General features: G+C 64.9%; 11 protein-coding genes and 2 pseudogenes. 4 read left to right on the forward strand and 9 right to left on the reverse strand.

All coding sequences use genetic code 11. The features are described from left to right. Positions 1-221: 221 nt before the first annotated feature. From treY to CHB88_RS07930, 7 genes are all read right to left on the reverse strand, one after another. Positions 222-3,053, reverse strand: coding sequence for a malto-oligosyltrehalose synthase (treY, locus tag CHB88_RS07900; RefSeq protein WP_089398761.1), 2,832 nt, complete (start codon positions 3,051-3,053; stop codon positions 222-224). A gap of 568 nt (positions 3,054-3,621) precedes the next feature. Further along, positions 3,622-5,748, reverse strand: coding sequence for a 4-alpha-glucanotransferase (malQ, locus tag CHB88_RS07905; protein WP_089398762.1), 2,127 nt, complete (start codon positions 5,746-5,748; stop codon positions 3,622-3,624). Beyond that, a complete protein-coding gene (treZ, locus tag CHB88_RS07910) occupies positions 5,745-7,526 on the reverse strand; it encodes a malto-oligosyltrehalose trehalohydrolase (protein ID WP_089398763.1) in 1,782 nt (593 codons plus the stop codon). The genes malQ and treZ overlap by 4 nt, the downstream gene beginning before the upstream one ends. After that, positions 7,513-9,660 (reverse strand): glycogen debranching protein GlgX, encoded by a 2,148-nt coding sequence (gene glgX / locus CHB88_RS07915; RefSeq protein ID WP_089398764.1) that lies wholly within the window; start codon positions 9,658-9,660, stop codon positions 7,513-7,515. The genes treZ and glgX overlap by 14 nt, the downstream gene beginning before the upstream one ends. Beyond that, complete coding sequence (gene glgB / locus CHB88_RS07920; RefSeq protein ID WP_089398765.1) at positions 9,657-11,921, reverse strand: 1,4-alpha-glucan branching protein GlgB; 2,265 nt, start codon at positions 11,919-11,921, stop codon at positions 9,657-9,659. Before glgB ends, glgX begins: the two co-directional genes overlap by 4 nt. After that, entirely contained in the window at positions 11,914-15,327 is a 3,414-nt protein-coding gene (treS, locus tag CHB88_RS07925) for a maltose alpha-D-glucosyltransferase (RefSeq protein ID WP_217900138.1), read from the reverse strand. Before treS ends, glgB begins: the two co-directional genes overlap by 8 nt. 8 nt (positions 15,328-15,335) lie before the next feature. Next, entirely contained in the window at positions 15,336-18,614 is a 3,279-nt protein-coding gene (locus tag CHB88_RS07930; RefSeq protein WP_089398766.1) for an alpha-1,4-glucan--maltose-1-phosphate maltosyltransferase, read from the reverse strand. Positions 18,615-18,872: 258 nt separating this feature from the next. Between CHB88_RS07930 and CHB88_RS07935 the strand changes: the two genes are divergently transcribed. The 4 genes and pseudogenes from CHB88_RS07935 (at position 18,873) to CHB88_RS24315 (ending at position 23,206) form a co-directional block, all read left to right on the forward strand. Next, the gene (locus CHB88_RS07935) at positions 18,873-20,426 is read left to right on the forward strand and encodes an alpha-glucosidase (protein ID WP_089398767.1); all 1,554 of its coding nucleotides are present in this window, start codon (positions 18,873-18,875) and stop codon (positions 20,424-20,426) included. Between the two features lie 276 nt (positions 20,427-20,702). Continuing rightward, a complete protein-coding gene (locus CHB88_RS24310; protein WP_143131174.1) occupies positions 20,703-21,425 on the forward strand; it encodes a hypothetical protein in 723 nt (240 codons plus the stop codon). A gap of 102 nt (positions 21,426-21,527) precedes the next feature. After that, positions 21,528-22,378: pseudogene (locus CHB88_RS07940) on the forward strand (IS5 family transposase). A 138-nt stretch (positions 22,379-22,516) separates the two neighbouring features. Then, a complete protein-coding gene (locus tag CHB88_RS24315) occupies positions 22,517-23,206 on the forward strand; it encodes a hypothetical protein (protein ID WP_143131175.1) in 690 nt (229 codons plus the stop codon). 110 nt (positions 23,207-23,316) lie between these two features. Here the strand turns inward: CHB88_RS24315 and CHB88_RS07945 are convergent. Then, a pseudogene (locus tag CHB88_RS07945) lies at positions 23,317-24,236 on the reverse strand (IS30 family transposase). Between the two features lie 114 nt (positions 24,237-24,350). After that, positions 24,351-24,671, reverse strand: a complete 321-nt coding sequence (locus CHB88_RS24325; RefSeq protein ID WP_143131177.1) for a hypothetical protein — start codon at positions 24,669-24,671, stop codon at positions 24,351-24,353. Positions 24,672-24,903: the final 232 nt, after the last annotated feature.

Genomic DNA, 24,903 nt, shown 5'->3' on the forward strand with positions numbered 1-24,903 from the left:
AAAAGGGTGCAGGGAAATGCTGCCCCGGTCAACCGGCATGGCGTGATTCGCGGAAATCTTTTTGCGGTGAAAGCCGGAAGTTGGCAATCAGGCTTCATGGCGTGACAAGAAAACGCGGGCGAACGCCCCTGTCGACGCTATAGCCTGTCGTTTGTTCAACCGGCGCGGGTTTCCCTTTTGTCAGCGTGTGGGTGACTGCCCTTGCGCGCAGCTGCATTCGGTCATGCGGCGGAAAGGGCTTCTCCCTGCAGCAAGGCCACCGGCAGGCGGGCCAGCAGTTCGCGCAGCGCGATGCGTCCTGAACCGGCATCGAGGGCGGCGCCGGTCAATCCGTCCGTCAACCTGGTGCGCAGGTTCTCCGGCAGGACCAGCGCCGTATCCTGCCAGGCATCCGGCGGCACCGCCGGCGCCTGCGCCTCGCCCATCAGCGCGCCGGGCAGGTGCGAGACCACCACGACGAGCAGGCGCTGGCCGCGGCGCCGCGCGAAGGCCAGTGCATGAGCGGCCTGCGCGCCTTCGATTTCCAGCGGCAGGTATTCGCCCTCCTGGAACAGTTCCGGCTCGCGCGCGCGCAGGCCGAGGCCATGCCGGAGCAGCGCCTGCTTGAGGCGGCCATCCCGCCAGCCGTCTACGCCGGCCAGCGCCGGCGGCAGGTCGCGCAGGGCGGCGGCGCGCGCAGCATAGTCCACCGGCCGGCGGTTGTCCGGGTCGACCAGGCTGAAGTCCCAGAAATCCGTGCCCTGATAGAGGTCCGGCACGCCGGGGCAGGTCAGGCGCAGCAGCGTCTGCCCCAAACTCTTTGCGGCGCCGACGGCGGTCAGCCTCCCGACCCATTGCAGCAGGCCGGGCAGGAAGCGGTTGTCCGGGCCGGGCGCGAGGATGCCGTGCAGGAAGGCCTTGCAGGCGTTCTCGTAGGACTCATTCGGCATTATCCAGTCGCTCACCTGCTTCGCCTCGCGCAGCGCCTTGGTCTGCCAGGCCTCGATGCGCTGCGCGAACTGGTGCAGGCCGTCGGCATCGTCCGCGCCGAGGCCGATCGGCCAGGCGCCGACCAGCATCTGGTACAGCATGAGCTCGTCGGCGGGATGCGGCGCGATGTCATGGCCGGAAGCATCGCCGGGCGCCATCTCGGTGCGCAGGCCGGCGTTGAGCGTCATCCACTCCTTCGCCGTGCGCGCCCAGTCGTCGGTCAGCTCGCTCAGCGCGGCGATGCGCATGCGCACATCCTCGCCGCGCTTGTGGTCGTGGGTGGCGGTGGCGAGCATGGAATCCGGAAAGCGCTGCAGGCGCGCGGCATTGGATTCATGAAACTCGCGCACCGAGATGCAGAACTGGCCGGGATCGGAGCCGACCTCGTTGCGCGACAGCAGGCGCCCGTAGCGGTAGAAGGCGGTGTCCTCCACCGACTTCGCCGACAGCGGCGGCGTCAATTGCTGGAAGCGGGTGATCGCCTGCTGGTGCAGCGCCCGCACCCGGGGATGGCCGTCTGCATCCGGCGTGGCGCCGCCGAGCCAGCGCGCCAGCACGTCCAGCAGCGCCACCTCGGTGCGCTCGACGCTGCCGCGGGCGTGTTCCAGCGCCTGCTCGATGATGCGCTCGTCCGCCTCGTCGCGGCCATCGACGCTGGCGTAGGTGCGGTACACCGGGAAATGCACCAGCAGCTCCGCGAACACGCGGCGGATGGCGCCGAGGGAAAAGTCGCGGGTGCGGAGGTCGGTGCGCGCTAGCGCATGCAGCGCGCGCGAGGCCGCTTCGAATTCGCCGGCGAGGTTGATCGCGAGCAGCTGGCGCCGCGCCTGCCGCACTTCGCCGGCGAAGTCGAGATTGGAGCCGGTCAGCTCGTGCCAGAGCCACGTCAGCGGCGCCTCGCCGGCCGGGTCGTGCATGACGGCGCCGACCCGGTCCATGAAATCGTAGCCGCTGGTGCCGTCGATCTCCCAGCCGGCGCGCAGCTGCTCCTCCGGCGCCAAGATCTTCTCGACGATGAGATAGGCCGGCGCCGGCGGCAGCTCAGGCGGCCGCTGCGAGGTGAGCGCCTGCAAGCGGCGGCGCAGCTTGCGGCAGTAGCCGCCGGGATCGGCCAGGCCATCCACATGGTCGATGCGCACGCCGTCGATCAGGCCTTCGGTATAGAGCCGGAAGATCAGCGCATGGGTGGCCTCGAACACGTCGTCCTGCTCGACCCGGACGCCGGCCAGGTCGGTCACCTCGAAGAAGCGGCGCCAGTTGATGTTGTCGGCGGCGCAGCGCCACCAGGCCAGCCGGTAATGCTGGCGCTCCAGCAGCCGGTGCAGCGCGTCGATGCCCTGCGGCGTGTCGCTGGCGAAGGCGGCGAGCGCGGCGTCGATGTCGGCGCGGCCATGCTCGCGCACCTGCCGCAGCAGCAGGCCGGTGCCGTGGTCGGCGGTCTGCTGGCTGATGATGGTCCTGCCCTGCTCGTCGCGCTCGCCCTCCTCCCGTTCGAAGGCGGCGATGGCGGCGGCCAGCCGCTCGGACTTCGCCGCTTTCAGGATGGCGGCGGTGTCGGCCGGCGAAATCGGGAAGCGGTGAGAATAATAGCCGGCGTAGAACTTGCCGCGCTGCTCGTCGAACTGCAGTTGTATTTCGCCGGCGGCCAGCACGTCGCCATAGGGCTGGCCGAGGAAGGGCGCCATCACCTTGCCGTGCAGGGTGTCGTCGCTCGGCCGCCAGTTGATGTCGAACCAGCGCGCATACGGGCTGTTCTGCCCCCACTCCAGCACATGCTGCCACCAGGGGTTCTCCGGACCCACGCCCATGTGGTTGGGCACGATGTCGAGAATCAGGCCGAGGCCGACGCCGCGCAGCGCTTCCACCATGCGCCGGAAGCCGGCCTCGCCGCCCAGCTCCGGATTGATGCGGGTGGGATCCACGATGTCGTAGCCGTGGGTGGAGCCGCTGCGGGCGGTGAGGATGGGCGAGGCGTAGACATGGCTGATGCCGAGCGAGGCCAGATACGGAATGACCTCGAGCGCATGCTCGAAGGTGAATTCCTTGTGCAGTTGCAGCCGGGCGGTGGCGCGCGGGATGGACATGGATTTCCTTTGCTATTGGTGTGAATCGAATCTTTGCATTCGCTGTTTCCAGAGCAAGAATCGCGTTGCCTAAATGGGTGACGTTATTATGGATTTCGCATTTGAATTACTCGCGGCGGTTTCGAAGCGCATCCCTGTGGCGTAGCAGGGGGCGAAGCAGGGAATTCGTGAAGCATTGCTTCGCGCCTGCGGAGCCGGTTGCGCTTGCAAGCGCAACCGTGGGTGAGGTCCAACCATAAAGGAAGTCCCCTCCCTTTTAAGGGGAGGGATAGGGGCGTAGCAGGGGTTTCGCGGAGCATTGCTCCGCGCCTGCGCAGCCAGCAGCGCTTGCAAGCGCTGCTGTGGGTAGGGATGGGTTTCTGCAGCGATTAAAGTACGTCCTTTGAATGCAGAAGAACCCCATCCCCCTCCCAGCCTCCCCCTTGAAAGGGGAGGAGTTTTCTTTGCTGCGCGACTACCCGCGGGTGCGTTTGCCAGCATCCTTCGCAGCAGATTCAATGCCGCCATCTTCACGCATCCTCATATGCTACGCCTTGCGCAAACCCGCATGCGGTAAACATCCTCCCTCTCAACCCGGATTCTTCCGGTGACCCCGGGTGCGCTCCAGGATGTGCAGCCGGCGCGAAACCGCTTCCCCATCCAGCACCTGCTCCACCGGCTGCGGCAGGCGGCGGCGCCAGTTAGGATGCTCGTCCACCGTGCCGGGCAGGTTGGGCTGTTCCGTCAGGCCGAGCGCGTCCTCGATCGGCAGCATCGCCAGCGGCGCCGGCGCGGCCGACATGAAGTCGATGGCGGCGTCGACCGGTGCCGCCTCGGCGGTGAACGGCGGCATCTCGCCCTGCGCCGAGCCGGTGCCGCACAATGCGTCCCACAGCGAGCGCAGTTCGCGCCCGCGCTCGGCGCGGGCATCGGCCTCGCTCTTGCCGGGCTCCAGCAGGCCGAGGCCGCCGCGCAGGGCGACGTCATGCCCGGCCCACCAGCCGGCCATGGTCGGCAGGTCGTGCGTCGTGGTGGTGGCGATGGCGGTGCGCGGCCACTCCACCGGGTTCAGGAAGCGCTCGCCCTGGCGCTGGAACATCAGCACCCGGATGCCGAGCAGGCCGGCGTCGGCCAGCGTGCGGTCGAAGCCTTCCGGCACCGTACCGAGGTCTTCGCCGATGACGATTGCCTTGTGGCGCCAGGATTCGAGCGCGATCAGGCGCAGCAGGTCCTGCAGCGGATAGGTGAGGTAGGCGCCATCCTGCGGCGAGGCGCCGTTGGGCACCAGCCAGAGGCGGGTCAGGCCGAGCACATGGTCGATGCGCACCCCGCCGGCATGGGCGAAGCTGGCGCGCAGCATTTCCAGGTAGGCGGCGAAGCCGCCGGCGCGCATCGCATGCGGCGAAAAGGCGCCGAGGCCCCAGGCCTGGCCGTGCACGTTCATGATGTCCGGCGGCGCGCCGACCGACAGTCCCCGGATGATTTCCCGCTGCCGGCTCCAGGCCTGGCTGCCGCCGTTGTCGGCGCCGACGGCGAGGTCGCTGATGAGGCCGATCGGCATGCCGGCCTGGCAGGCCGCCTTCTGCGCCGCCCCCAGGCCGCGCGCCGCCTGCCACTGCAGGAACTCGTGGAAGCGGATCTCGTCCGCATGCTCGCGGGCGAAGGCGTCCACCTCGGCCCCGGCCGGATCGCGCAGGCCTTGCGGCCAGGTGAGCCAGTAGCCGTCCTCGCCCCGGGCCAAACGCGCCGCATGCAGCGCCTCGAAGCGCGCATGGTCGCGCAGGGCGGTGCCGCCGTGGGCGCGGAAATCGTCGAACTCGTCCAGCTTGCCGTTGCCGATGAACTGCTCGTAGAGCCTGCGCAGCAGGCGCAGGCGCAGGCCGCCGGCCTGCGGCCAGTCGACCAGGTCCTGCTGCTCCAGCCGCGCCATGGTTGCGCGCGCCTCGGGGCCGAGCGCATCCACCGCCGCCTCCAGCGCCTGCAGGCCGAGCACCGAAGCCGGATCGATATGCAGCGCGTTGAGGAACAGCCGGCTCGACGGGCCGTAGGGGCTGAAGCGATGCACGTCGGCGCTGAACATCGCATGCACCGGGCTGATGGCCAGCGCGCCGGCGCCGCGCTCGGCGGCGCACTTCGCCAGCCGCGCCAGCGCGCCGTAATCGGCGAGGCCGCCGTCGCCCGGGCGGCGCAGCGAATACAGCTGCACGCCGAGGCCCCACAGGCGCGGATCGTCCGGCGCGCCGAGCACGCCGCTCACCTTCGCCGCCTGCATCGCGTCGGCCACGCCGTAGCAGCGCGGCGGGGCGATCGCCAGCACGGTGGCCTCCTCCTCAACCAGCAGGCGGTGATAGCCGGGCTGGCCGAACGGCGGCAGCAGCAGGTTGGCGGCGTCGTCGCCGAAGCGGCCGTCGAACTGGCCGCCGTGCTCGAACTCGATGCGGTAGTTGCGGCCGGCCAGGTGCGGCATGGCGGGCAGATGCAGCGGCTGGTCGACCAGGCCGGTGAGCAGCGGCGGCAGCGCATCGCCGGCCATCAGCTGCGCCAGGCGGGCGCGGCTATCGCGGCATTGCTCGTCGCTGCCGCAGGGCAGCTCCAGGGCTTCCAGGATGGTGCGCAGCGTATCCGGGCTCACCTGCATGGCCTCGCCCTTGGCGCTGGTCCAGTCGCGGCTCAGGCCGGCGGCGGCGGCCAGGTCGAAGAGGTGGTTGTCGTTCATGCTGCCGGCTCCATCAGGACGAGCACGGAATGCGGCGGCAGCTGGCCGGCCACCGCCGCGTCTTCCACGCCGTCGGTTTCGAACAGGATGCGGCCGCCACGGCCGTCGGCCAGCCGCTCGTAGGCAATGGCCACAGGCGCATCGGCCAGGTTAAGGGCGATCATCAGCACCTGGCCGTCGCCCAGGCGCCAGCGCGCCCGCACCGCCGCCTCCCCCAGCACTTCCGCGCCGAGGGCGGCGGCGCCTTCCAGCCGCGGCAGGATCTGCTCGCGCCGCAGGGTGAGCAGGGCCTTGATCCAGTCGCGCCAGGCCATCGCGGTTTCATCCGCCGGCTGCGGGATGGAGTCGTGGAAGGTCTGCTCGGCATTGGGATCGGGGATGCGTTCGCGCACCGCCGGATCGCTGAAGGAGGAGAACTTGGCGAATTCCTGCCGGCGGCCGGTGCGCACCGCGTCGGCCAGCTCCGGCGTGAGGTGGCTGGTGAAGAACAGGAAGGGCTGGGTGGCGCCGAATTCCTCGCCCATGAACAGCATCGGCACCTGCGGCGACAGCAGCAGCAGCGCCATCGCGGCGCGCAGCGCATGCGGATCGGCCAGCGCGGCGAGGCGCTCGCCGAAGGCGCGGTTGCCGATCTGGTCGTGGTTCTGCAGGAAGGCGACGAAGCAGGTCGGCGGCAGATGGCCGCTCGGCTCGCCGCGCGGCTTGCCGGTGTAGGGGTTCGGCTCGCCCTGGTAGATGAAGCCTTCCGCCAGGCTGCGCGCCAGCTTCTCCGCGGTGCGCTCCACATAGCCGGCATAGTAGCCCTCGTGCTCGCGCGTCATCAGCACATGCAGCGCATGGTGGATGTCGTCGTTCCACTGCGCATCGAACAGCCGGCGCGGCGCCAGCAGCCCGGCGCTGTTTTCCTCGTTCTCCAGCACCAGGTGCGCATGGCGCTGCGGCGGCAGGGCGGCGCGCGCCCGCTGCGCCAGCTCGGTGAGGAAGTCCTTCTCGCCGATCGCATGCACGGCGTCGAAGCGCAGGCCGTCGAGGCGGAATTCGGTCAGCCAGTAAATCGCATTCTCGATGAAGAAGTCGCGCACCGGCTTCTGGCGGAAGTCGATGGCCTGGCCCCAGGGCGTGTGGACGTCGTCGCGGAAGAAGGACTTTGCATAGGCGGCGAGATAGTTGCCGTCCGGCCCGAAGTGGTTGTAGACCACGTCGAGGAACACCATCATGCCGAGGCCGTGGGCCTGGTCGACCAGCGCCTTGAAGTCGTCCGGCGTGCCGTAGGAGGCATCCGGCGCATAGGGCAGCACGCCATCGTAGCCCCAGTTGCGCCGGCCGGGGAAGTCGGCCACCGGCATGAGTTCGATGGCGGTGATGCCGAGGTCGGCCAACCCCTGCAATTGCTTTGCCACGCCGGCGAAGCCGCCGAGCGCGCCGGCATGCAACTCCAGCAGCACGGTCTCATGCCAGGGCCGGCCGTTCCAGCCGGCATGCTTCCAGGCATAGGCATTCGGGTCGCAGACGAGGCTGGCATCGTGCACGTCGCCGGCCTGGGCGCGCGATGCCGGGTCGGGCACCGCCAGGTCGGGGCTGACGCGGAAGCGGTAGCGGGCGCCGGGACCGCAATCCGCCTCGGTCTCGAACCAGCCGTCCGGCAGGGCCTGCATCGGCTGCGGCGGCCGGCCATCGATCTCGAGGCCGACCTGGCCGGTGCCAGGCGCCCAGAAGCGGAAGCGGGTGCGGTTGGGCGCGACGAGGCGCGCGCCGAAAGTGGGTTCAAAGTTGGACATGGTCGGCTACCAGTAAGACCGCGCTGTGGGCGGCGACGAGGATGCGGTTGTCATGCGGCTGGCGCACCGGCGCCGGCGCGGGCTGGTCCCACGGCTCGGCGGCGTCGATCACCGCATGCCATTGCATGACCGGCGCCGGCAGCACAAATTCCCGGTCTTCGGAATAGGCATTGAGCAGCAACAACGAGGCGCTCACGCGGTCGTCGCTGCCGCCGGCGTGTTCCCGGCGCTCGGCGGCGATGCGGCGCAGCGCCAGCAGACGGCCTTCGTAGTAATGCCAGCGTTCATGATCCATCTCGCTGCCGCTTTCGTCGAACCAGCCGATATCCGGCACGCCGTGCACCGTCCTGGCGCTGGCATTCAGGAAGCGGGTGCTGCGCAGCGTCGGCCGTTCCAGCCGGATGGCGATGCAGCGCCGGGTGAACTCGATCAGCGCCTGCCCGGCATCCGAGCGCGCCAGATTCCAGTCGAACCAGGAGATGTCGTTGTCCTGGTTGTAGGGATTGTTGTTGCCCTGCTGGGTGCGGCCGAACTCGTCGCCGCCGAGCAGCATCGGGGTGCCGTTGGAAAACATCAGCGTCATCAGGACGGCCCGCTTCACCCGCTCGCGGTTGGCGACGATGTTCGCATCCCTGCTCGGACCTTCGACGCCCCAGTTGCTGCTCTTGTTGTCGTCGCTGCCGTCGCGGTTGTCCTCGCCGTTGGCGAGGTTGTGCTTGCCGTTGTAGCTGACCAGGTCCTGCAGGGTGAAGCCGTCGTGGGCGGTGACGAAGTTGACCGAGGACCAGGCGCGCCGCCGGCGATGATTGAACAGGTCGGCGGAGCCGAGCAGGCGGCCCGCCACCGCGCCGCGCTTGCCGGCGTCGCCGCGCCAGAAGCGGCGCACATCGTCGCGGAAGCGGTCGTTCCATTCGGCCATGCCGGGCGGATGGTTGCCGACCTGGTAGCCGCCGGGGCCGAGGTCCCAGGGCTCCGAGATCAGCTTCACCTGCGCCAGCACCGGGTCCTGCATCAGCGCGTCGAAGAAGCCGGCGCCGGGATCGAAGCCGTGCTGCTCGCGGCCGAGCGTGGCGCCGAGGTCGAAGCGGAAGCCGTCGACATGGAACTCCTGCACCCAGTAGCGCAGCGAATCCATCACCAGCTGGATCACGCGCGGATGCGATAGGTTGAGCGTGTTGCCGCAGCCGGTGTCGTTCACCAGGTGGCGGTGGTTGCCGGCATGCAGGCGGTAGTAGCTGGCGTTGTCGAGGCCGCGGAAGGACAGCGTCGGCCCGGTCTCGCCTTCCTCGCAGGTATGGTTGTAGACCACGTCGAGGATGACCTCGATGCCGGCCGCATGCAGCTGCCGTATCGCCTGCCGCATCTCGTTCGGCGAGCCGTCCGCCAGGTAGCGCGGCTCCGGCGCGAAGAACGCCAGGGTGTTGTAGCCCCAGTAGTTCGACAATCCCTGCGCCACCAGCCGGCGGTCCTGCAGGAAGGCATGCACCGGCAGCAGCTCGACGGCGGTGATGCCGAGCCGGGTGAGATGCTCAATGACGAAGGGATCGGCCAGGCCGGCGAAGGTGCCGCGCAGGCGCGGATGAATCGCCTCGGCGCGCATGGTGAGGCCGCGCACATGGGCTTCGTAGATCACGGTGCGTTCCCAGGGCGTGCGCGGCGGCTTGTCGTCATGCCAGTTGAAGGCGTCCGCCGTCACCACCGCCTTCGGCATGGCGGGCGCGCTGTCGCGCCGGTCGAAGGACAGGTCGCCCTTGGGGGACTGGTAGCGGTAGCCGTACAGGGCATCGGTCCAGCGCACCTGGCCGTGCAGCTGGCGCGCGTAGGGATCGAGCAGCAGCTTGCTCGGATTGAAGCGGTGGCCATCCTCCGGCCGGTAGGGGCCGTAGGCGCGGTAGCCGTAGAGCGCGCCGGCGTGCAGGCCGGGCAGGTAGCCGTGCCAGATCTCGTTGCTGCATTCCGGCAGGCTGTAGCGCACGATCTCGTGCCGCCCGGCGGGATCGAACAGGCACAACTCGACCTTGACCGCATGGGCCGAGAACACCGCGAAATTGGTGCCGGCGCCGTCGTAGGCGGCGCCGAGCGGATAGGGAACGCCGGCCAGCATGCGCGAAGGCAGGGACGGCGCCAGCGTCATGCCTGACCCGGCGCCGCGCGCGGCTTGAGGATCAGCACCGACAGCGGCGGCAGGGTCAGCACCAGCGATTGCGCCATGCCGTGGCTGGCATGGGCTTCCACCCGCACCGCGCCGCCGTTGCCGCGGCCCGTGCCGCCGTAGACGTCGGCATCGGTGTTGAGCAGCTCCTCCCACTCGGCCACGGTTCGTCCTTCCTCCGCCGGCACGCCGATGCGGTAGCCCTCGCGCGGCACCGGCGTCATGTTCAGCACCACCAGCAGCGGCGCATCGCCGGCATCGCCCCGGCGCAGGTAGGCGAACACGCTGTTCTGGCTGTCGTCGCCGATGACCCAGGCAAAGCCTGCCGGGTCCGCATCCTTGCGGTGCAGCGCCGGCTCATGCGCATACAGCCGGTTCAGGTCGCGCACCAGGCGCTGCAGGCCCTTGTGGCCGCCATGGTCGAGCAGGTGCCAGCCGGGCGAGCCGTCGTGGTTCCACTCCGCATGCTCGCCGAACTCGCAGCCCATGAACAGCAGCTTCTTGCCGGGATGGGTCCACATGAAGCCGAAATACGCGCGCAGGTTGGCCAGGCGCTGATGGGCATCGCCCGGCATCTTGTTGATGAGCGAGCCCTTGCCGTGCACCACTTCGTCGTGGGAGATCGGCAGCACGAATTTCTCGGAGTAGGCATACACCAGGCCGAAGGTCATGTCGTTGTGGTGATGCTGGCGGTGAATCGGGTCCTTCTCCATGTAGCGCAGGGTGTCGTGCATCCAGCCCATGTTCCACTTGTAGTGGAAGCCGAGGCCGCCCTCCTCCACCGGCGCCGACACGCCGGGCCAGGCGGTGGATTCCTCGGCGATGGTGACCACGCCCGGGCAGCGCTCGGCGATCACCTGGTTCAGCTCGCGCAGGAAGGACACCGACTCCAGGTTCTCGCGGCCGCCATGGACATTCGGTATCCACTCGCCTTCCTTGCGGCTGTAGTCGCGGTAAAGCATGGAGGCCACCGCATCCACCCGCAGGCCGTCGACATGGAAATGCTCCAGCCATTCGAGCGCGCTGGCGATGAGGAAGGACCGCACTTCGTTGCGGCCGAGGTTGTAGATCAGGGTGTTCCAGTCCTGGTGGTAGCCTTCGCGCGGGTCCTGGTGCTCATAGAGGGCGCTGCCGTCGAAGCGCGCCAGGCCGTGCGCATCCGACGGGAAATGCGCCGGCACCCAGTCCAGGATGACGCCGATGCCGGCTGCATGGCAGCGGTCGACGAAGGCGGCAAAGCCGGCCGGCGTGCCGAAGCGGGCGCTGGGCGCGAACATCCCGAGCGGCTGGTAGCCCCAGGAGCCGCCGAAGGGATGCTCCATGATCGGCAGGAACTCGATGTGGGTGAAGCCCATGCGCAGCACATAGGGAATCAGCCTGTCGCCCAGCTCGTGCCAGTTGAGGCTGCGGCCGTCTTCCTCCAGCACCCGCAGCCAGGAGCCGGCATGCACTTCGTAGATGGAAATGGGGGCGTCGGTCGCCTGGCGCTGCGCGCGCTGCGCCATCCAGGCGGCGTCGCTCCAGATCAGCGGCGTGTCGGACGCCACCACGGATACCGTCGAGGGCGGCGGCTCGGTGGCGCGCGCCACCGGGTCGGCCTTGAGCGGCAGCACCGCGCCGTCGGCGCCGACGATTTCGTACTGGTAGCGGGCGCCGGGACCGATGCGCGGCACGAACAGTTCCCAGACGCCGGCCTCGACCCGCTTTCTCATCGGATGGCGGCGGCCATCCCAGTGGTTGAATTCGCCCACCACCGAGACCCGGCGCGCATTCGGCGCCCAGACGGCGAAGCGGGTGCCGGCCACGCCGTCCACGTTCGTCGGCAACGCGCCGAGGCAGCGGCCGAGCTGGCGATGCCGCCCCTCGGCCAGCAGGTGTATGTCGAGCTCGCCCAGCAGCAGGCCGAAGCTGTACGGGTCCTCGGTGAGCTGCACCGTGTCGCCGCCGTCGGCAGTGGGCCAGGTGATGCGCAGCAGGTAGCGCGCGCCCGTCGCCAGGGTCGGCGCGCCGCTGACGAACAGGCCGCTCTGGTTGAGGTTGACGAGCGATTCGACCAGACGGCCTTCGGCGTCGAGCACGTCCACCGCCCGCGCGCCGGGCTGGAAGGTGCGCACCACCGACGCCCCGCCTTCGTCATGCGGCCCGAGCAGGGCGAAAGGATCTTCCAGCCGCCCCTGCAGCAGGGCCTCCATCGCCTGCGGATGCACTTCCTGCAGCGAATCGATTTCGATTTCCTCAGCCATCCGACAATTCTCCTTCCGCGATTCCAAGCAGCTGGTCGGCGATCTTCGCCATGCCGTTCACCGGCACCGGCAGCCAGGCCGGCCGGTTCGCCGCTTCGTAGCATACCTCGTAAGCCGCCTTCTCCAGCACGAACAGCTGCAGCAGCGCAAGCTCGGCCTGCGCCGACGCCTTGAGCGCGCCGCCGAAGGCGGCTTCGCGGTAGGCCTGCAGGAAGGCATGCTGCGAACTGGGCAGGTAATCCTTGATGATCTGCTGCTTGCGCAGCTGGGCCGCCTCGGTCATTTCCTCGCCGCTGCGGCTGGCGAAGGCGGCGGCATAGTCGAAGGAGCGCAGCAGGCCGGCGACGTCGCGCATCGGGCTGCTCTTGGCGCGGCGCTGCGCCAGGGTCTTGGCCGGCTCGCCTTCGAAATCCACCAGGTACACGTCTCCCTGCGATACCAGCGCCTGGCCGAGGTGGAAGTCGCCGTGGATGCGGATGCGCAAGGTGCCGGCGCCGGCCGCCGCCAGCGCGTCGACCTTGTCCAGCAGCTGCTGGCGCTGTTCCACCAGGCGCGCCACCCGGCGCGCCTCGGCCTCGCTGTCCCAATCCCGCTTGCCGCGCAAGATGTCGAAGGCGGCTTCCAGCTGGGTACGCGCGCCCTCCGCCCAGGCGCGGGCTGCGTCCTCGCCGGCCGGTTCGGGCGCGAAATCGGGCTGGTCGGTCGGGCTGGCCAGCAGCGCATGCATTTCACCGAGGCGCCGTCCGAGATTGGCGGCCAGGGCCGTCAGCTCTTCCTGCGGATCGGCGATCTCGGTGATGTTGGTGCTGTTCTCCGCGCCGGCCATGGCTTCCGCCACCGACGCCTGCTGGATCAGGCGCTGCAGCGTGTCCAGCGTCCACTGCCAGGCATCGCCCTGGTTGTCGATGTACTGCTGCAGCATGATCATCGTGGTCGGCGTGCCGTCGGCGGCGTAGCGCGTCACCTCGCCCAGCATCAGCGGCGAGTTGGCGAAGCCGCGCTCGGTCAGGTAGCGGCCCATCTCCGCTTCCGGATGCATGCCGGCCGACAGGTGGCGGATCACCTTCAGCACCATCCGGTTGTCGATCACCAGCGAACTGTTGGACTGTTCCGCCGACAGCCGGCGTATGCCCGGCTCCTTCGACGGTTCCTGGCCGTCCAGCGCGGCGGTCCGGATGAAGCGGATCTCGCCATCCTCCGCCGGGATGCCGGTGCCGGCCCGCAGCAGTTCGACGATGGCGGTGGGAAAGGCATCCAGGGTGAAGGCGTCGGTCAGGTAGCCGACCTGCCGCCCGCGCCGCACCCGGGCCAGCGCCAGCTGCTGCGGCAGCGCGGTGGCGATGTCTTCCTCCCGCACGAAGCCGATCGGCAGCAGATAGCGCTCGCCCCGCCCCGCGGCCACCGTTTCGATCTCGGCCAACACCATGGGCGCGCTGTGCGGCTGGGCCGAGGGCACCGGCAGCAGGGTGGAATGGACGATGCGCACGGAGTTCAGCCTTTCCTGCTTGGCCGCGTACCAGCGCCGCTTCGGCAGATAGGCTGGCAGCACGTCCCGCTCCAGCACCGAGCGCTTCTCCGGCTCCAGGATTTCGGTGACGTCGCGCCGCAGCACGATGGTGGACAGATCGGGCAGCGGCTCCGGCGCCGGCACGTGCCAGCTCGGCATCCGGGCGCTGGTGGCGAGCAGGAACCAGTAGAAGCCGTAGGGCGGCAGCGTCAGCAGGTAGGGCAGCTGGCCGATGGGCGGGAAGGTGGAGCCGCCCACCATTTCCACTGGCACCTTTTCGGCATAGGCCGCCAGGTCCAGCTCCACCGCCTGGGCCGAGCGCGAGACGTTGGCCACGCAGAGGATGGTCTCGGTGGCCTGCGGGTCGTCCGGATGCTGGTATTCGCGCAGATAGGCGAGCACCCGGCGGTTGCTCGGATAAAGCATCGTCAGCGCGCCGCGGCCGAAGGCGCAGTGATGCTTGCGCACCGCCAGCATGCGCCGCATCCAGTTCAGCAGCGAGTAGGGATCGGCGCTCTGCGCTTCGACGTTGACCGCTTCATAGCCGTAGAGCGGGTCCATGATGGGCGGCAGCACCAGGCGCGCCGGGTCGGCGCGGGAAAAGCCGCCGTTGCGGTCCGGCGTCCACTGCATCGGCGTGCGCACGCCGTTGCGGTCGCCGAGGTGGATGTTGTCGCCCATGCCGATCTCGTCGCCGTAGTAGATCACCGGCGTGCCGGGCATGGACAGCAGCAGGCTGTTGAGCAGCTCCACCCGGCGCCTGTCGCGCTCCATCAGCGGCAGCAGGCGGCGCCGGATGCCGAGGTTGATGCGGGCCCGCTTCTCGGCGGCGTAATAGGTCCAGAGATAGTCGCGCTCCTTGTCGGTGACCATTTCCAGCGTCAGCTCGTCGTGGTTGCGCAGGAAGATGGCCCACTGGCAGCCGGAGGGAATGTCCGGCGTCTGGCGCAGGATGTCGGTGATCGGGAAGCGGTCTTCCTGCGCCAGCGCCATGTACATGCGCGGCATCAGCGGGAAGTGGAAGGCCATGTGGCATTCGTCGTTGTCGCCGAAATAGGGCTGCACATCCTCAGGCCACATGTTGGCCTCGGCCAGCAGCATGCGGTTCTTGTAGGACTCGTCGAGGGCGGCGCGGATCTTCTTCAGGATGACATGCGTCTCTTCCAGGTTCTCGTTGGAGGTGCCCTCGCGCTCGATCAGGTAGGGCACCGCGTCCAGGCGCAGGCCGTCCACGCCCATGTCGAGCCAGAACTGCATCACGCCCAGCACCGCCTTCAGCACCTGCGGATTGTCGAAGTTCAGGTCCGGCTGGTGCGAATAGAAGCGGTGCCAGTAGAAGGCATTGGCGACCGGGTCCCAGGTCCAGTTGGACTTTTCGGTGTCGCAGAAGATGATGCGCGTGCCGGCATAGGCTTCGTCGTTGTCCGACCAGACATAGTAGTTGCGCGCCACCGAGCCGGGCTTGGCCTTGCGCGCGCGCTGGAACCAAGGGTGCTGGTCGGAGGTATGGTTGATCACCAGCTCGGTGATGATGCGCAGGCCGCGCGCATGGGCCTCGTGGATGAAGCGGCGCACGTCGGCGATGCTGCCGTAGTCCGGATGCACGCCCCGGTACTCGGAGATGTCGTAGCCGTCGTCGCGCCAGGGCGAGGGATAGAACGGCAGCAGCCAGATGGTGTTCACGCCGAGCGCGGCGATGTAGTCCAGCTTCTCGATCAGGCCGGCGAAGTCGCCGATGCCGTCGTTGTTGGAATCGAAGAAGGACTTCACGTGCACCTGGTAGATGACCGCGTCCTTGTACCATTGCGGGTTGTCGCCGTGGCGCGGCGCCGCCATCGCCGATCCGGCGGTGCTGCGCGCCGTCTTGCGCCGGTCCGTGCTGAGTTTGCGCCGGTCCATGTCCATGCTCATGCCCCCTTGTGTCGAACGCGCCAGATGGCATACGGAGAGACAAACGGATCCAGCCTGAGTTGCCGGAACTTGCCGTGCCAGATGCTGCGGCCGCCGCCGACCAGGTCTTCCACTTCCAGCGCGCCGTCGTCCGGCAGGCCGAATTCCCACAGCGGCACTTCGATCGCGCCTTCATGCGCATGGAATGGATCGAGGTTGATGCCGCCCAGCACCACGTTGTCGCCCATGCGGTGGCAGCTGTCGACCGGCTCGGTGGCCTTCATGAAATACAGGATCCGGTCGCTGGAGCAGTGCAGGAAGCGCACGCCGAGATGGGTCTGCAGCGCCGGGTTGTCGCGCCGGATGCGGTTGAGCTGCGTGATCTCCTCGATGATGTTGCCCGGCCGCTGCCAGTCCCAGGCGCGGATCTCGTATTTCTCCGAATCGAGATACTCCTCCTTGCCCGGCACCGCCGCGCCCTCGCACAGCTCGAAGCCGCTGTACATGCCCCACAATCCGGACAGCAGCGTCGCCAGCGCGGCGCGGATGAGATAGCCGGGGCGGCCGCACTGCTGCAGGAAGTAGGGATTGATGTCCGGCGTGTTGACGAAGAAGTGCGGGCGGAAGTATTCGCGCACGTTGGTGGTGGTGAGCTCCGTGAGGTACTCGATGAACTCCTGCTTGGTATGGCGCCAGGTGAAATAGGTGTAGGACTGCGAGTACCCCACCTTCGCCAGGCGGTACATCATCTTCGGCCGGGTGAAGGCTTCCGACAGGAAAATCGTGTCCGGATAGCGCGCCCGCACCTCGGCGATCATCCACTCCCAGAACGGCAGCGGCTTGGTGTGCGGATTGTCCACCCGGAACACCCGCACGCCTTCCTTCGCCCACAGCAGCACCACGTCGCGCAGGGCGATCCACAGGTCGGGGATGGCGCCCCTGGCGTAGAAGTCGACGTTGACGATGTCCTGGTACTTCTTCGGCGGATTCTCGGCATAGCGGATGGTGCCGTCGGGACGCCAGGCGAACCAGTCGGGATGGTCCTTCAGCCAGGGATGGTCGGGCGAGCACTGGATGGCGAAGTCCAGCGCCAGCTCCAGCCCATGCCGCGCCGCCTCGTCGCGCAGGCGGCGGAAGTCGGCGAGCGTGCCGAGCTGCGGATGGATGGCGTCATGGCCGCCCTCCTCCGAGCCGATCGCATACGGGCTGCCGGGATCATTCGGCCCGGCGTCCAGGCTGTTGTTGCGGCCCTTGCGGTGCTTGCGGCCGATCGGGTGGATGGGCGGGAAGTACAGCGTGTCGAAGCCCATCGCCTGGATCGCCGGCAGGCGCTGGATGACATCGTCGAAGGTGCCATGGCGGGAGGGATCGCCGCTCTGCGAGCGCGGGAACAGCTCGTACCAGCTGGAAAAGCGGGCGGCGGTGCGCTCGACGTCGATGCGCAGCGGCGGATCGCGCCGCACGGCGAACGGGCGGGCATCGGCCTGGCGCATCAGCATCAGCGTCGGCTCCGACAGCAGCGCGGCGATGCGGGCGCTGTCCTCTGCGCGGCCCTTGAGCAGCTGGCACACTTCCTCCAGCCCGGCGGCGGCGTCCAGCCCCTTCTCGCGGGCATGGGCGGCGGCGGCTTCCACCATCAGCCGCCCCTCCTCCACTTCCAGCGCCACGTTGAGGCCGGCATTGGTCTTCTTCTCCAGCTCGTCGCGGTAGGTGGCGAAGGTATCGCGCCAGGCTTCGACGGTGAAGAAATGGCGGCCGATGCGCGCCAGCGGCAGCGGCGCGCACCAGCGGTCGTTGCCGATCGGATGCATGCGCACCTCGCGCCAGCCGGATTCATCGGCGGCGCGCCACAGCAGGCACACCGCCAGCTTGTCGTGGCCGTCGACGAAGACGTCGGCTTCGACGTTGACGGTGTCGCCGATGGTGCGCTTGACCGGGAATTGCCCGCCGTCCACCGACGGCGTGATCGCTTCGATCGCCACGCGCGGCGCCTTGACCGCGCCGGCGATCGCATTGCCGCGCCGCAGCGGCGGGATCACGATGGGCGCCAGCCGGCGCGCCTCGAACATCTGCAGCTCGGACGGCTCCAGCTCGAACGCATGGTGGCCCATCTGCTCCGCCGCCGGCCACAAGGGCTGCTGGCGCACGAAGCCCTCGGTGCGCTGCAGGAGCTGGGATTCGTTCACCGAACAGGCATGCTGGGTGTCGGCGTTGGCGAGGATCATCAGCGCCTCGCCCGCCCGGCCGGACTCCGGCGCCGGATGGCGCAGCAGCGCGGCGATGCTGGCGCCGGTGCTGCTGAACTGCTGCAGCAGGCCGCCGCGGTACAGGCCGGCGGTGCGCTCGGCCATGGCATTGGCTTCGGCGATTTCCGGCGACATGTCGAACGACGCATGCCGCGCCAGCTCGTCGAACGGCACCTCGCCCAGGCCCATGGCTGCGAACGAGGTGGACAGGCCGTATTCGAAGCCCATCGGCACCAGGATGCCGCTGCCGATGGCGGCCGCCAGGCGCAGCGCCCGCGCATGGATGCGCCGCCGGCCTTCCGGATCGTCGTAGCCGATGACGCGGGCGATCACCGATTCGTCCGGGCTGTCGGGAAAGGCGATGGGCGCGGCGACGCGGTTCAGGCGCTGCTGCTCGTCCGCCAGCCAGGGCGAGCGGTAATCCCACCAGGCGGCGGAAGAAAAGGTGGCGTGGAAGCCGCAGCCGGCCAGCGCCTCGATGTGGGCCGGCGTGCAGCCCGGCGTCCAGGCGAGGAACGCCAGGTCCGGGTTCATCGCCTTCAGCTTGCCGATCAGGCGGCGCCAGGAGGCGGGCGGCGGTCCGCACACCGACAGGCAGCGAAATCCCGCCACGCCGGCGTTTACCCAGCCCTGCAGGCGCTCGCCCCAGTAGTCCGACACCTGCTCCACCACCTCCGGCTCGTCGAAGCGCAGCGCCGGCACCGGCCGCAGGCTGAGCGGCTGGCGCGGATCGGGCGGCTCGTAGATGTTGTCGGCATTGAACCAGCGCAGATGGCTTTGCAGAAACGCCGCATCCTCGCCGATGCTGGCCATGTCGAGGTCGGCCAGCAGCTTCAGACCGCGCTCGCCGCAGCGCCGCGCCAGGTCGCCCAGGGTGGCGTCGGTGATGCCCGGCGAGGGACCGGTGACGTCCTCGTGGGGCGTCGGCACCAGCACATGGTCGAAACCCATCGCCTTGCAGCGGTCGAGGTGCTGCCCGATCGCCTCGGCGGAAGAGAAAAGCTGCGGCCGCAGGTAATAGATGCGGGGGTTGAAGGAAATCGTTGCCATCGTTCTATCGCTCGCTGGTTGCGTTTCTTGGCCGACCGAAACGGCCCGCTCAATCGACAGATAGAGAGTCCTACACGGCAATTCGTTCTCAGGTTGACATCAGAGAATGACAAGCTTCATGGCCGATCTGTCATCAAACCTGGAGCAAGCGTGGAAAATCCGCCGCATCGGGTTTCCGGGCTTCACGAAAACCGGTCCGGCATGTCTTCCCGGCACTTACAATTCTCTACAGCAATCCACTCAGGCAGCAGGGAAGTCATGATCATCTATCAGGTATATCCACGCAGTTTTTTCGACAGCAACAACGACGGCATCGGCGATCTTGCCGGAATTGAAAGCAAGCTCGACTACATCAAGCGGCTCGGCGTGGATGCGATCTGGATCAGCCCCTTCTTCAAATCGCCGATGAAGGACTTCGGCTACGACGTGGCCGATTACCGCCAGGTCGATCCCATCTTCGGCACGATGGAAGACTTCAAAAGCCTGATGCGCAGCGCCAAGGCCATGGGCCTGGGCGTGATGGTGGACATGGTGCTGTCCCACACTTCGGAAGAGCATCCCTGGTTCGTGCAGAGCCGGGCGAAGGAGAACGGCAAGTCCGACTGGTACCTGTGGGCCGACCCGAAGCCCGACGGCAGCCCGCCGAACAACTGGGTCTCGGTCTTCGGCGGCCCGGCGTGGCGCTGGGACGCGGAGCGGCGGCAATACTATTTCCACTCCTTCCTCTCCAGCCAGCCCGACCTCAACATGCACAACCCGGCGGTGCAGGAACAGGTGCTCGCCGAAATGCGCTTCTGGCTCGACCTCGGCGTGACCGGCTTCCGCTTCGATGCCTGCAACCACATTTTCCAGGACCTGCAGCTGCGAAACAATCCGCCGCGCGAAGATAGCAGCGCCGCCCTGCATCCCTACGGCTTCCAATTGCATGTATACGACCAGGCCCAGCCCGAGATGCTGCCCTTCCTCGAACGCGTCCGCGCCCTGCTCGATGAATACGATGCCTTCAGCCTGGCCGAAGTCGGCGGCCACGACGCCCTGAAGCTCATGGGCGACTACACCGGCGCCACCCGACTGCACTCCGCCTACAGCTTCGCCCTGATGACGCCCGACAGCAGCGACGACCATGTGCGCAAGGTCATCGCCACGCTGGAGGAAAGCATCAAAACTCCGGCCAATCCCTGCTACGCCCTCAGCAATCACGACAAGCCCCGCGTCGCCACCCGCTGGGCCCACGGCCGCGACAGGGTGAAGACCGCCAAGCAGATGCTGGCCCTGCTGTTTTCCCTGCGCGGCGACATCTGCCTGTACCAGGGCGAGGAACTCGGCCTGCCGCAAGCCGATGTGCCATTCGAGCGACTGCAAGACCCCTTCGGCAAAAGCTTCTGGCCCAAGTTCAAGGGCCGCGACGGCTGCCGCACGCCGATGCCCTGGGCGAACAAGGTCCATGGCGGCTTCAGCGACGTGGAGCCCTGGCTGCCGGTGGATGACATGCAGCGGGAGTTGAATGTGGAGAGCCAGAATGCGCGGGCGGACTCAGTGTTGAACTTTGCGCGGGAGGTGATCAAGTTGCGCAAGTCTCATCCAGCGCTGGAGCGGGGGGCGATACGTTTGCTGGAGGCGCCGGAGGGGGTGTTGGCGTTTGAGCGGGTGTTTGAGGGGGAGAAAGTGGTTTGCGTTTACAACATGAGTGGTGATGACAAGAACACGCTCCATGATTTTCCAGGTAAACCCTTGTTGGCCCATGACGTATCACTTGGCAAACACCAGATTTCCTTAGGCGTGAATGGATTTATCATGGTGTTTCAGAAATAAACCCTGCAACAGTTTTTTCATGTATTACGTAAGCGTTCCTGTCAGATCTCTTTCAAGAGAACTTGTTCTCCTAAACCATCTGGAGAAGGGAACAACAGGATAGATTGACGCTCAACCTCCGGTTGTTGAACGTAGATGAGCAACAGCAGTTTAAGTTGGAGAAGCCACTTAATCCTTGCGAAGTGTTTGATTCATTAAACTAATTGGCACATCAATTGCATTCTCTTCGCTTAAGAACTGCATGGCGCAGGTCTATCCAAGCTCAAGGTGAACAAAATGTCCAAAGTAAATCCAGCTCAGCCAGGAATCGGCGAAATCGCATCAAGAATTAACCAATCAGGGCCATCGATGGGATCCAAACCGATTTCAAATGGAGCGGCGCGGCAACCGTCTAACTCAAACAGTATTGTTGTATGGGGGAAAGACGCTGTCCTCGGAGAGCTTAGAAATCAGCCAGGGCGTTATGGTTATGACGTTAAACTTAGCGGCCAATCAAAAAGCCGGCCGATTTTCGACAAAGATAACCACTGGCGCGACACCAATGTCGTGCAACATTGCACCGATAACGTCGACCGGCATTTTGATACTACGAACTTAAAAAAGTTTGATATTAGTTGCGAATCGTCGGACTCAAACAACAAGGTACCTGAGATACAGATACGGCAGCAAGTTGAAGGTTACGTAGAGGAAGGAAACTTGTTTAGACTTCGCTTTCCGCATAACATTCCAAAGGCAATCATACATAGCAATGACGGCGAACATACCGCCACGGCCACGTTCTCGCCAAATCTTGAGGTAGCATTGCGTATTGACCGTAAAAAGAACGAAGCAGTTTTAGGTCTATACGATCCAAAGACTAAAATTTTCAAACCAATTTACGATGCTTTGCCAGACAATTTCAAAAATATTCTCAATGAGACGCCAGACAAAAGACCAACCAGAGCAATATTTCCTAACTGGGAATTTGATGAGATAAGGCCTCCAAGGAGCCGGGACTAATACTACATATGTGGAGCGAACTTACTCTACTCTAAGAGCATCTAACAAATTTTGAAATTAGTTGTCCAACGGTCATTCCGATGTGTCCGGTGGAGAGACAAAATGGCTCGCGAATTGGTTATTGATGAACTGTGGGAAATTGTGCGGCCGTTATTGCCACCCCAGCGCCGCACAAGTCGCCGGCTGGACGAAAGCGATTGGACGACCGACGCATCCTCACCGGCATCATCCTCTTCTTGCAGACCGGCTTGCCATGGGAGCTGCTGCCGCAGGAAATGGGATGTGGCTCGGGCATGACCTGCCGGCGCCGTACGCGCGACTGGCAACAGGCCGGCGTGTGGGAGAAGCTGCATCGGGTCTTGCTCGCCAAACTGCGTCATGCCGAGCGGCTCGATTTTTCCCGCGTCATTGTCGACAGCTCGTCGGTACGCGCCGTACATGGAGGAAAAGACTGGGCGCAACCCGACTGATTGGGGCAAGGCGGGGCAGCAAGCACCCCCTCATCGTCGATGGCAACGGCACGCCACTAAACATCATCCTGACAGGCGCCAACCGCCACGACTCCCCAGCTCATGCCGTTGCTGCAGACCCTGCCCACCATCGCTGGTCGGCGCCGCCGGCCGCTGCGCAAGCCGCGCTGTGTGCAAGCCGACCGGGCTTACGATTGCGAGAAGTATCGCTGCTTGCTTCGCAAGCGCCATATTGTTCCACTACTGACCACGCGCAACACCCAGCACGGCAGTCATCTCAGGGTGACACGCTGGGTGGTCGAGCACAGCTTCGCCTGACTGCATCAGTTCCGACACCTGCGAGTACGTTATGAAAGACGGGACGATATGCATGAAGCACTGCTGCGATTAGGCTGCTCGATCATCTGCTGGCGAACGTTACACGCCCCATTCCGAAACCCATTTCCGTTCCCATTTTGTTATGGCGCTCTTAGTAGCGTCTAGTCCGTTTTTCTAAGGTAGAGAAGAAATTAATTAAGGAAGTGCTGCAGCCTCTGAAGTTATGAACGGCATGTAATTTGCATTTGTATGGATATGCGGATATGCATAGTGCATATCCGCCTCACATAGAGGAAACGCAAGATGCCGAATGTAAACGAAACACAAAATCTTTTGAACGAACCATCTTGGTCGGCGCCAATTCGGTCAACACCTTGGCTAGCCCAACTCTCCACAATCTACTCTCAAACAAGACCATTAGCGAACTCCAAGAAAAGCACCCACACCTCAAGACCTATAATCGGCAAAAACAATGTTTTAAATTTTTTGAATGAAACCCAATATAATTTTCCGGGGATCCGCCTCAGACTACAGTTAAGTAAAGAAGATGCACCGCCTTTTGATACGATGCAGCGAAGTTATTCCGTGCACGGGGAATGCGCTCCTCCCACCCCTACGCACGAGGCATGTACTGGATTAGCATTCACTCACAGGGCGCCGGTGATCGATGTCAGTGCGTACAAACTTGAGCGCTTCCAACGTAGAACAGGATTGCAACTGACCTTTGTTAACGACGAAATTAAAACCGCAGCCTATTCATATGCTGATGGGCCTCGGGCTCCCGATCTTATTAAAAAAATCAGTAAAACCTTGAAAGTTGCACTGCTTCCAACTGGGAAGAATGAAGCAGTGCTGGGCTTTGTTGATCAACAGGGCCGTTTCTATGACATGTATAGTCAATTAACAAAAGAAATGAAAGACTTGATTAACAAGCCGACGACTGTAAAGCCACCCGTTGATCGCCAGCGATCAAGCGGAGGCGGAGGTGATTGAGAGTTCGGCGACTTGAAGTAAGCGCGGTTTGATCTGGCAGCTGCCCAATCTAACGAGGGCGATGGCTAGATCAAACCCAACTGGCGAATTCAAGTCTGAAGTGCAACGGCTCAATAACAGGATTGTAGCTGGCTCATAAAGACCTCGTAGGGTGTTTTAAAGCCGAGGCACTTCCTGGGTCGATGGTTTAGGCTGTACATGGCCAATGCAATGTCATTATCGGTGATGTCCGCGAAGGCCATTTTTTTGGGGAAGAACTGGCGAAGTAAGCCGTTCATGTTTTCGTTGGCACCGCGCTCCCACGAGCAATGGGGATGGGCAAGGAAGAATTGCGCGTCCAGGTCCTTCGCGATCCGGGCATGTTGAGCAAACTCCTTGCCATCATCGTACGTTACTGTATGCACGCAGTCAACAAATGGCGTCAGCAGACCAATCATGGTGTCCGATACCGCCTGGGCGGTCTTGCGCTCGTTGAGCGTGACCAGCGCCTGCTGTTGCGCGGCACCAATCACCAGGTCGACTTCCCAGTCACCATACCGCTCACGCCGATCAACCCTACCCGGCCGCTGCTCGATCGATACGGCATGGGCGATCGCGCCGCGCCGGTCCCGCTGCCCGTACCGCTTATTTCGCTGTTTCTGAGATCGCAAGCCCTTGTGCAAGCTGCCGCCAGCACGCTGGTCGGCATAGATGTGCTGGTAGAGGCGTTCAAGGCTGACGCTGGGCATGCCATTGACCCTCAGATAACCAAAGACCTGCTCCGGACTCCAAAGCTGGCCCAGCTTGATGTCGACGATGGCCCGGGCACCTTCACTGATACGCTTGCCATTGTTGATGCACCGCCGTGCCAGCGATTGCTGCTGCGCCTGCGCCGGGCGGTAGCCGCGCTGACCGCAATTGCGCCGCAACTCCCGGCTGATGATCATTCGTGCCGGTTGATGAGCCGCGCAATGCTGCTGCAGTCATGGCCGACCTGCTTGAGTATGGTGATCTGGTATCGCTCGCCTTGGGTAAGGTGTGTGTAGCGCATTCCGGGCACCTTTGACGTGGCGGTCTTGGGGCTCGGATGCTACCGCATCTTCCCTCCCGCCTTGGTTAATCAAGTTGCACTTCCAATTTGGATTCGCGAGGGATGAAAATGCCACTAACGTGCCATCTGTTCCAATGAAGGTTTACGGGAATTGCAGTCATCAAATGCTTGCTGATCTTTCTTCCCTATATAAGTCCATAGAGTTCCTCCAGCGACAGCCACGAATCCACCCCCTAGCAGATAAGGATTGGGAGGACGGGTACCAGCTCCCATGGCCATAATGGCAATCGTAGTTACCACAGCGCCTTGCTCTTGCTTTTTCTTTGCCTCGACGTAATTTGATTGCGGACATGCCCGCACTTCAGGAACGCTGCGTTTTCCACGAGAGGGAGAACTAGTATTTGAATGGGTTACTGGTTTGACTGATACTTCCATACGATTCCTAAGTTGTAATGGATCATCAACATGTGCTTATGCTGACAGATTCTGCGAGCGCAATAGGCCTTTAGATCTCAAGTCATAATCGCATCCATCTTTTCGATGATTAGCCGTAAATTAGAGAATAAAAGCTTGTGTAAAAGCATACTACGCGACCATTTTCGATGAAGGCGATGACGCCTACGCAGTAGAAAGTCGGCTGCAGACAAACGCCTATTCAAAACTTACG

The sequence above is a fragment of the Noviherbaspirillum humi genome, from assembly GCF_900188095.1.
Taxonomy (GTDB): domain Bacteria; phylum Pseudomonadota; class Gammaproteobacteria; order Burkholderiales; family Burkholderiaceae_D; genus Noviherbaspirillum; species Noviherbaspirillum humi.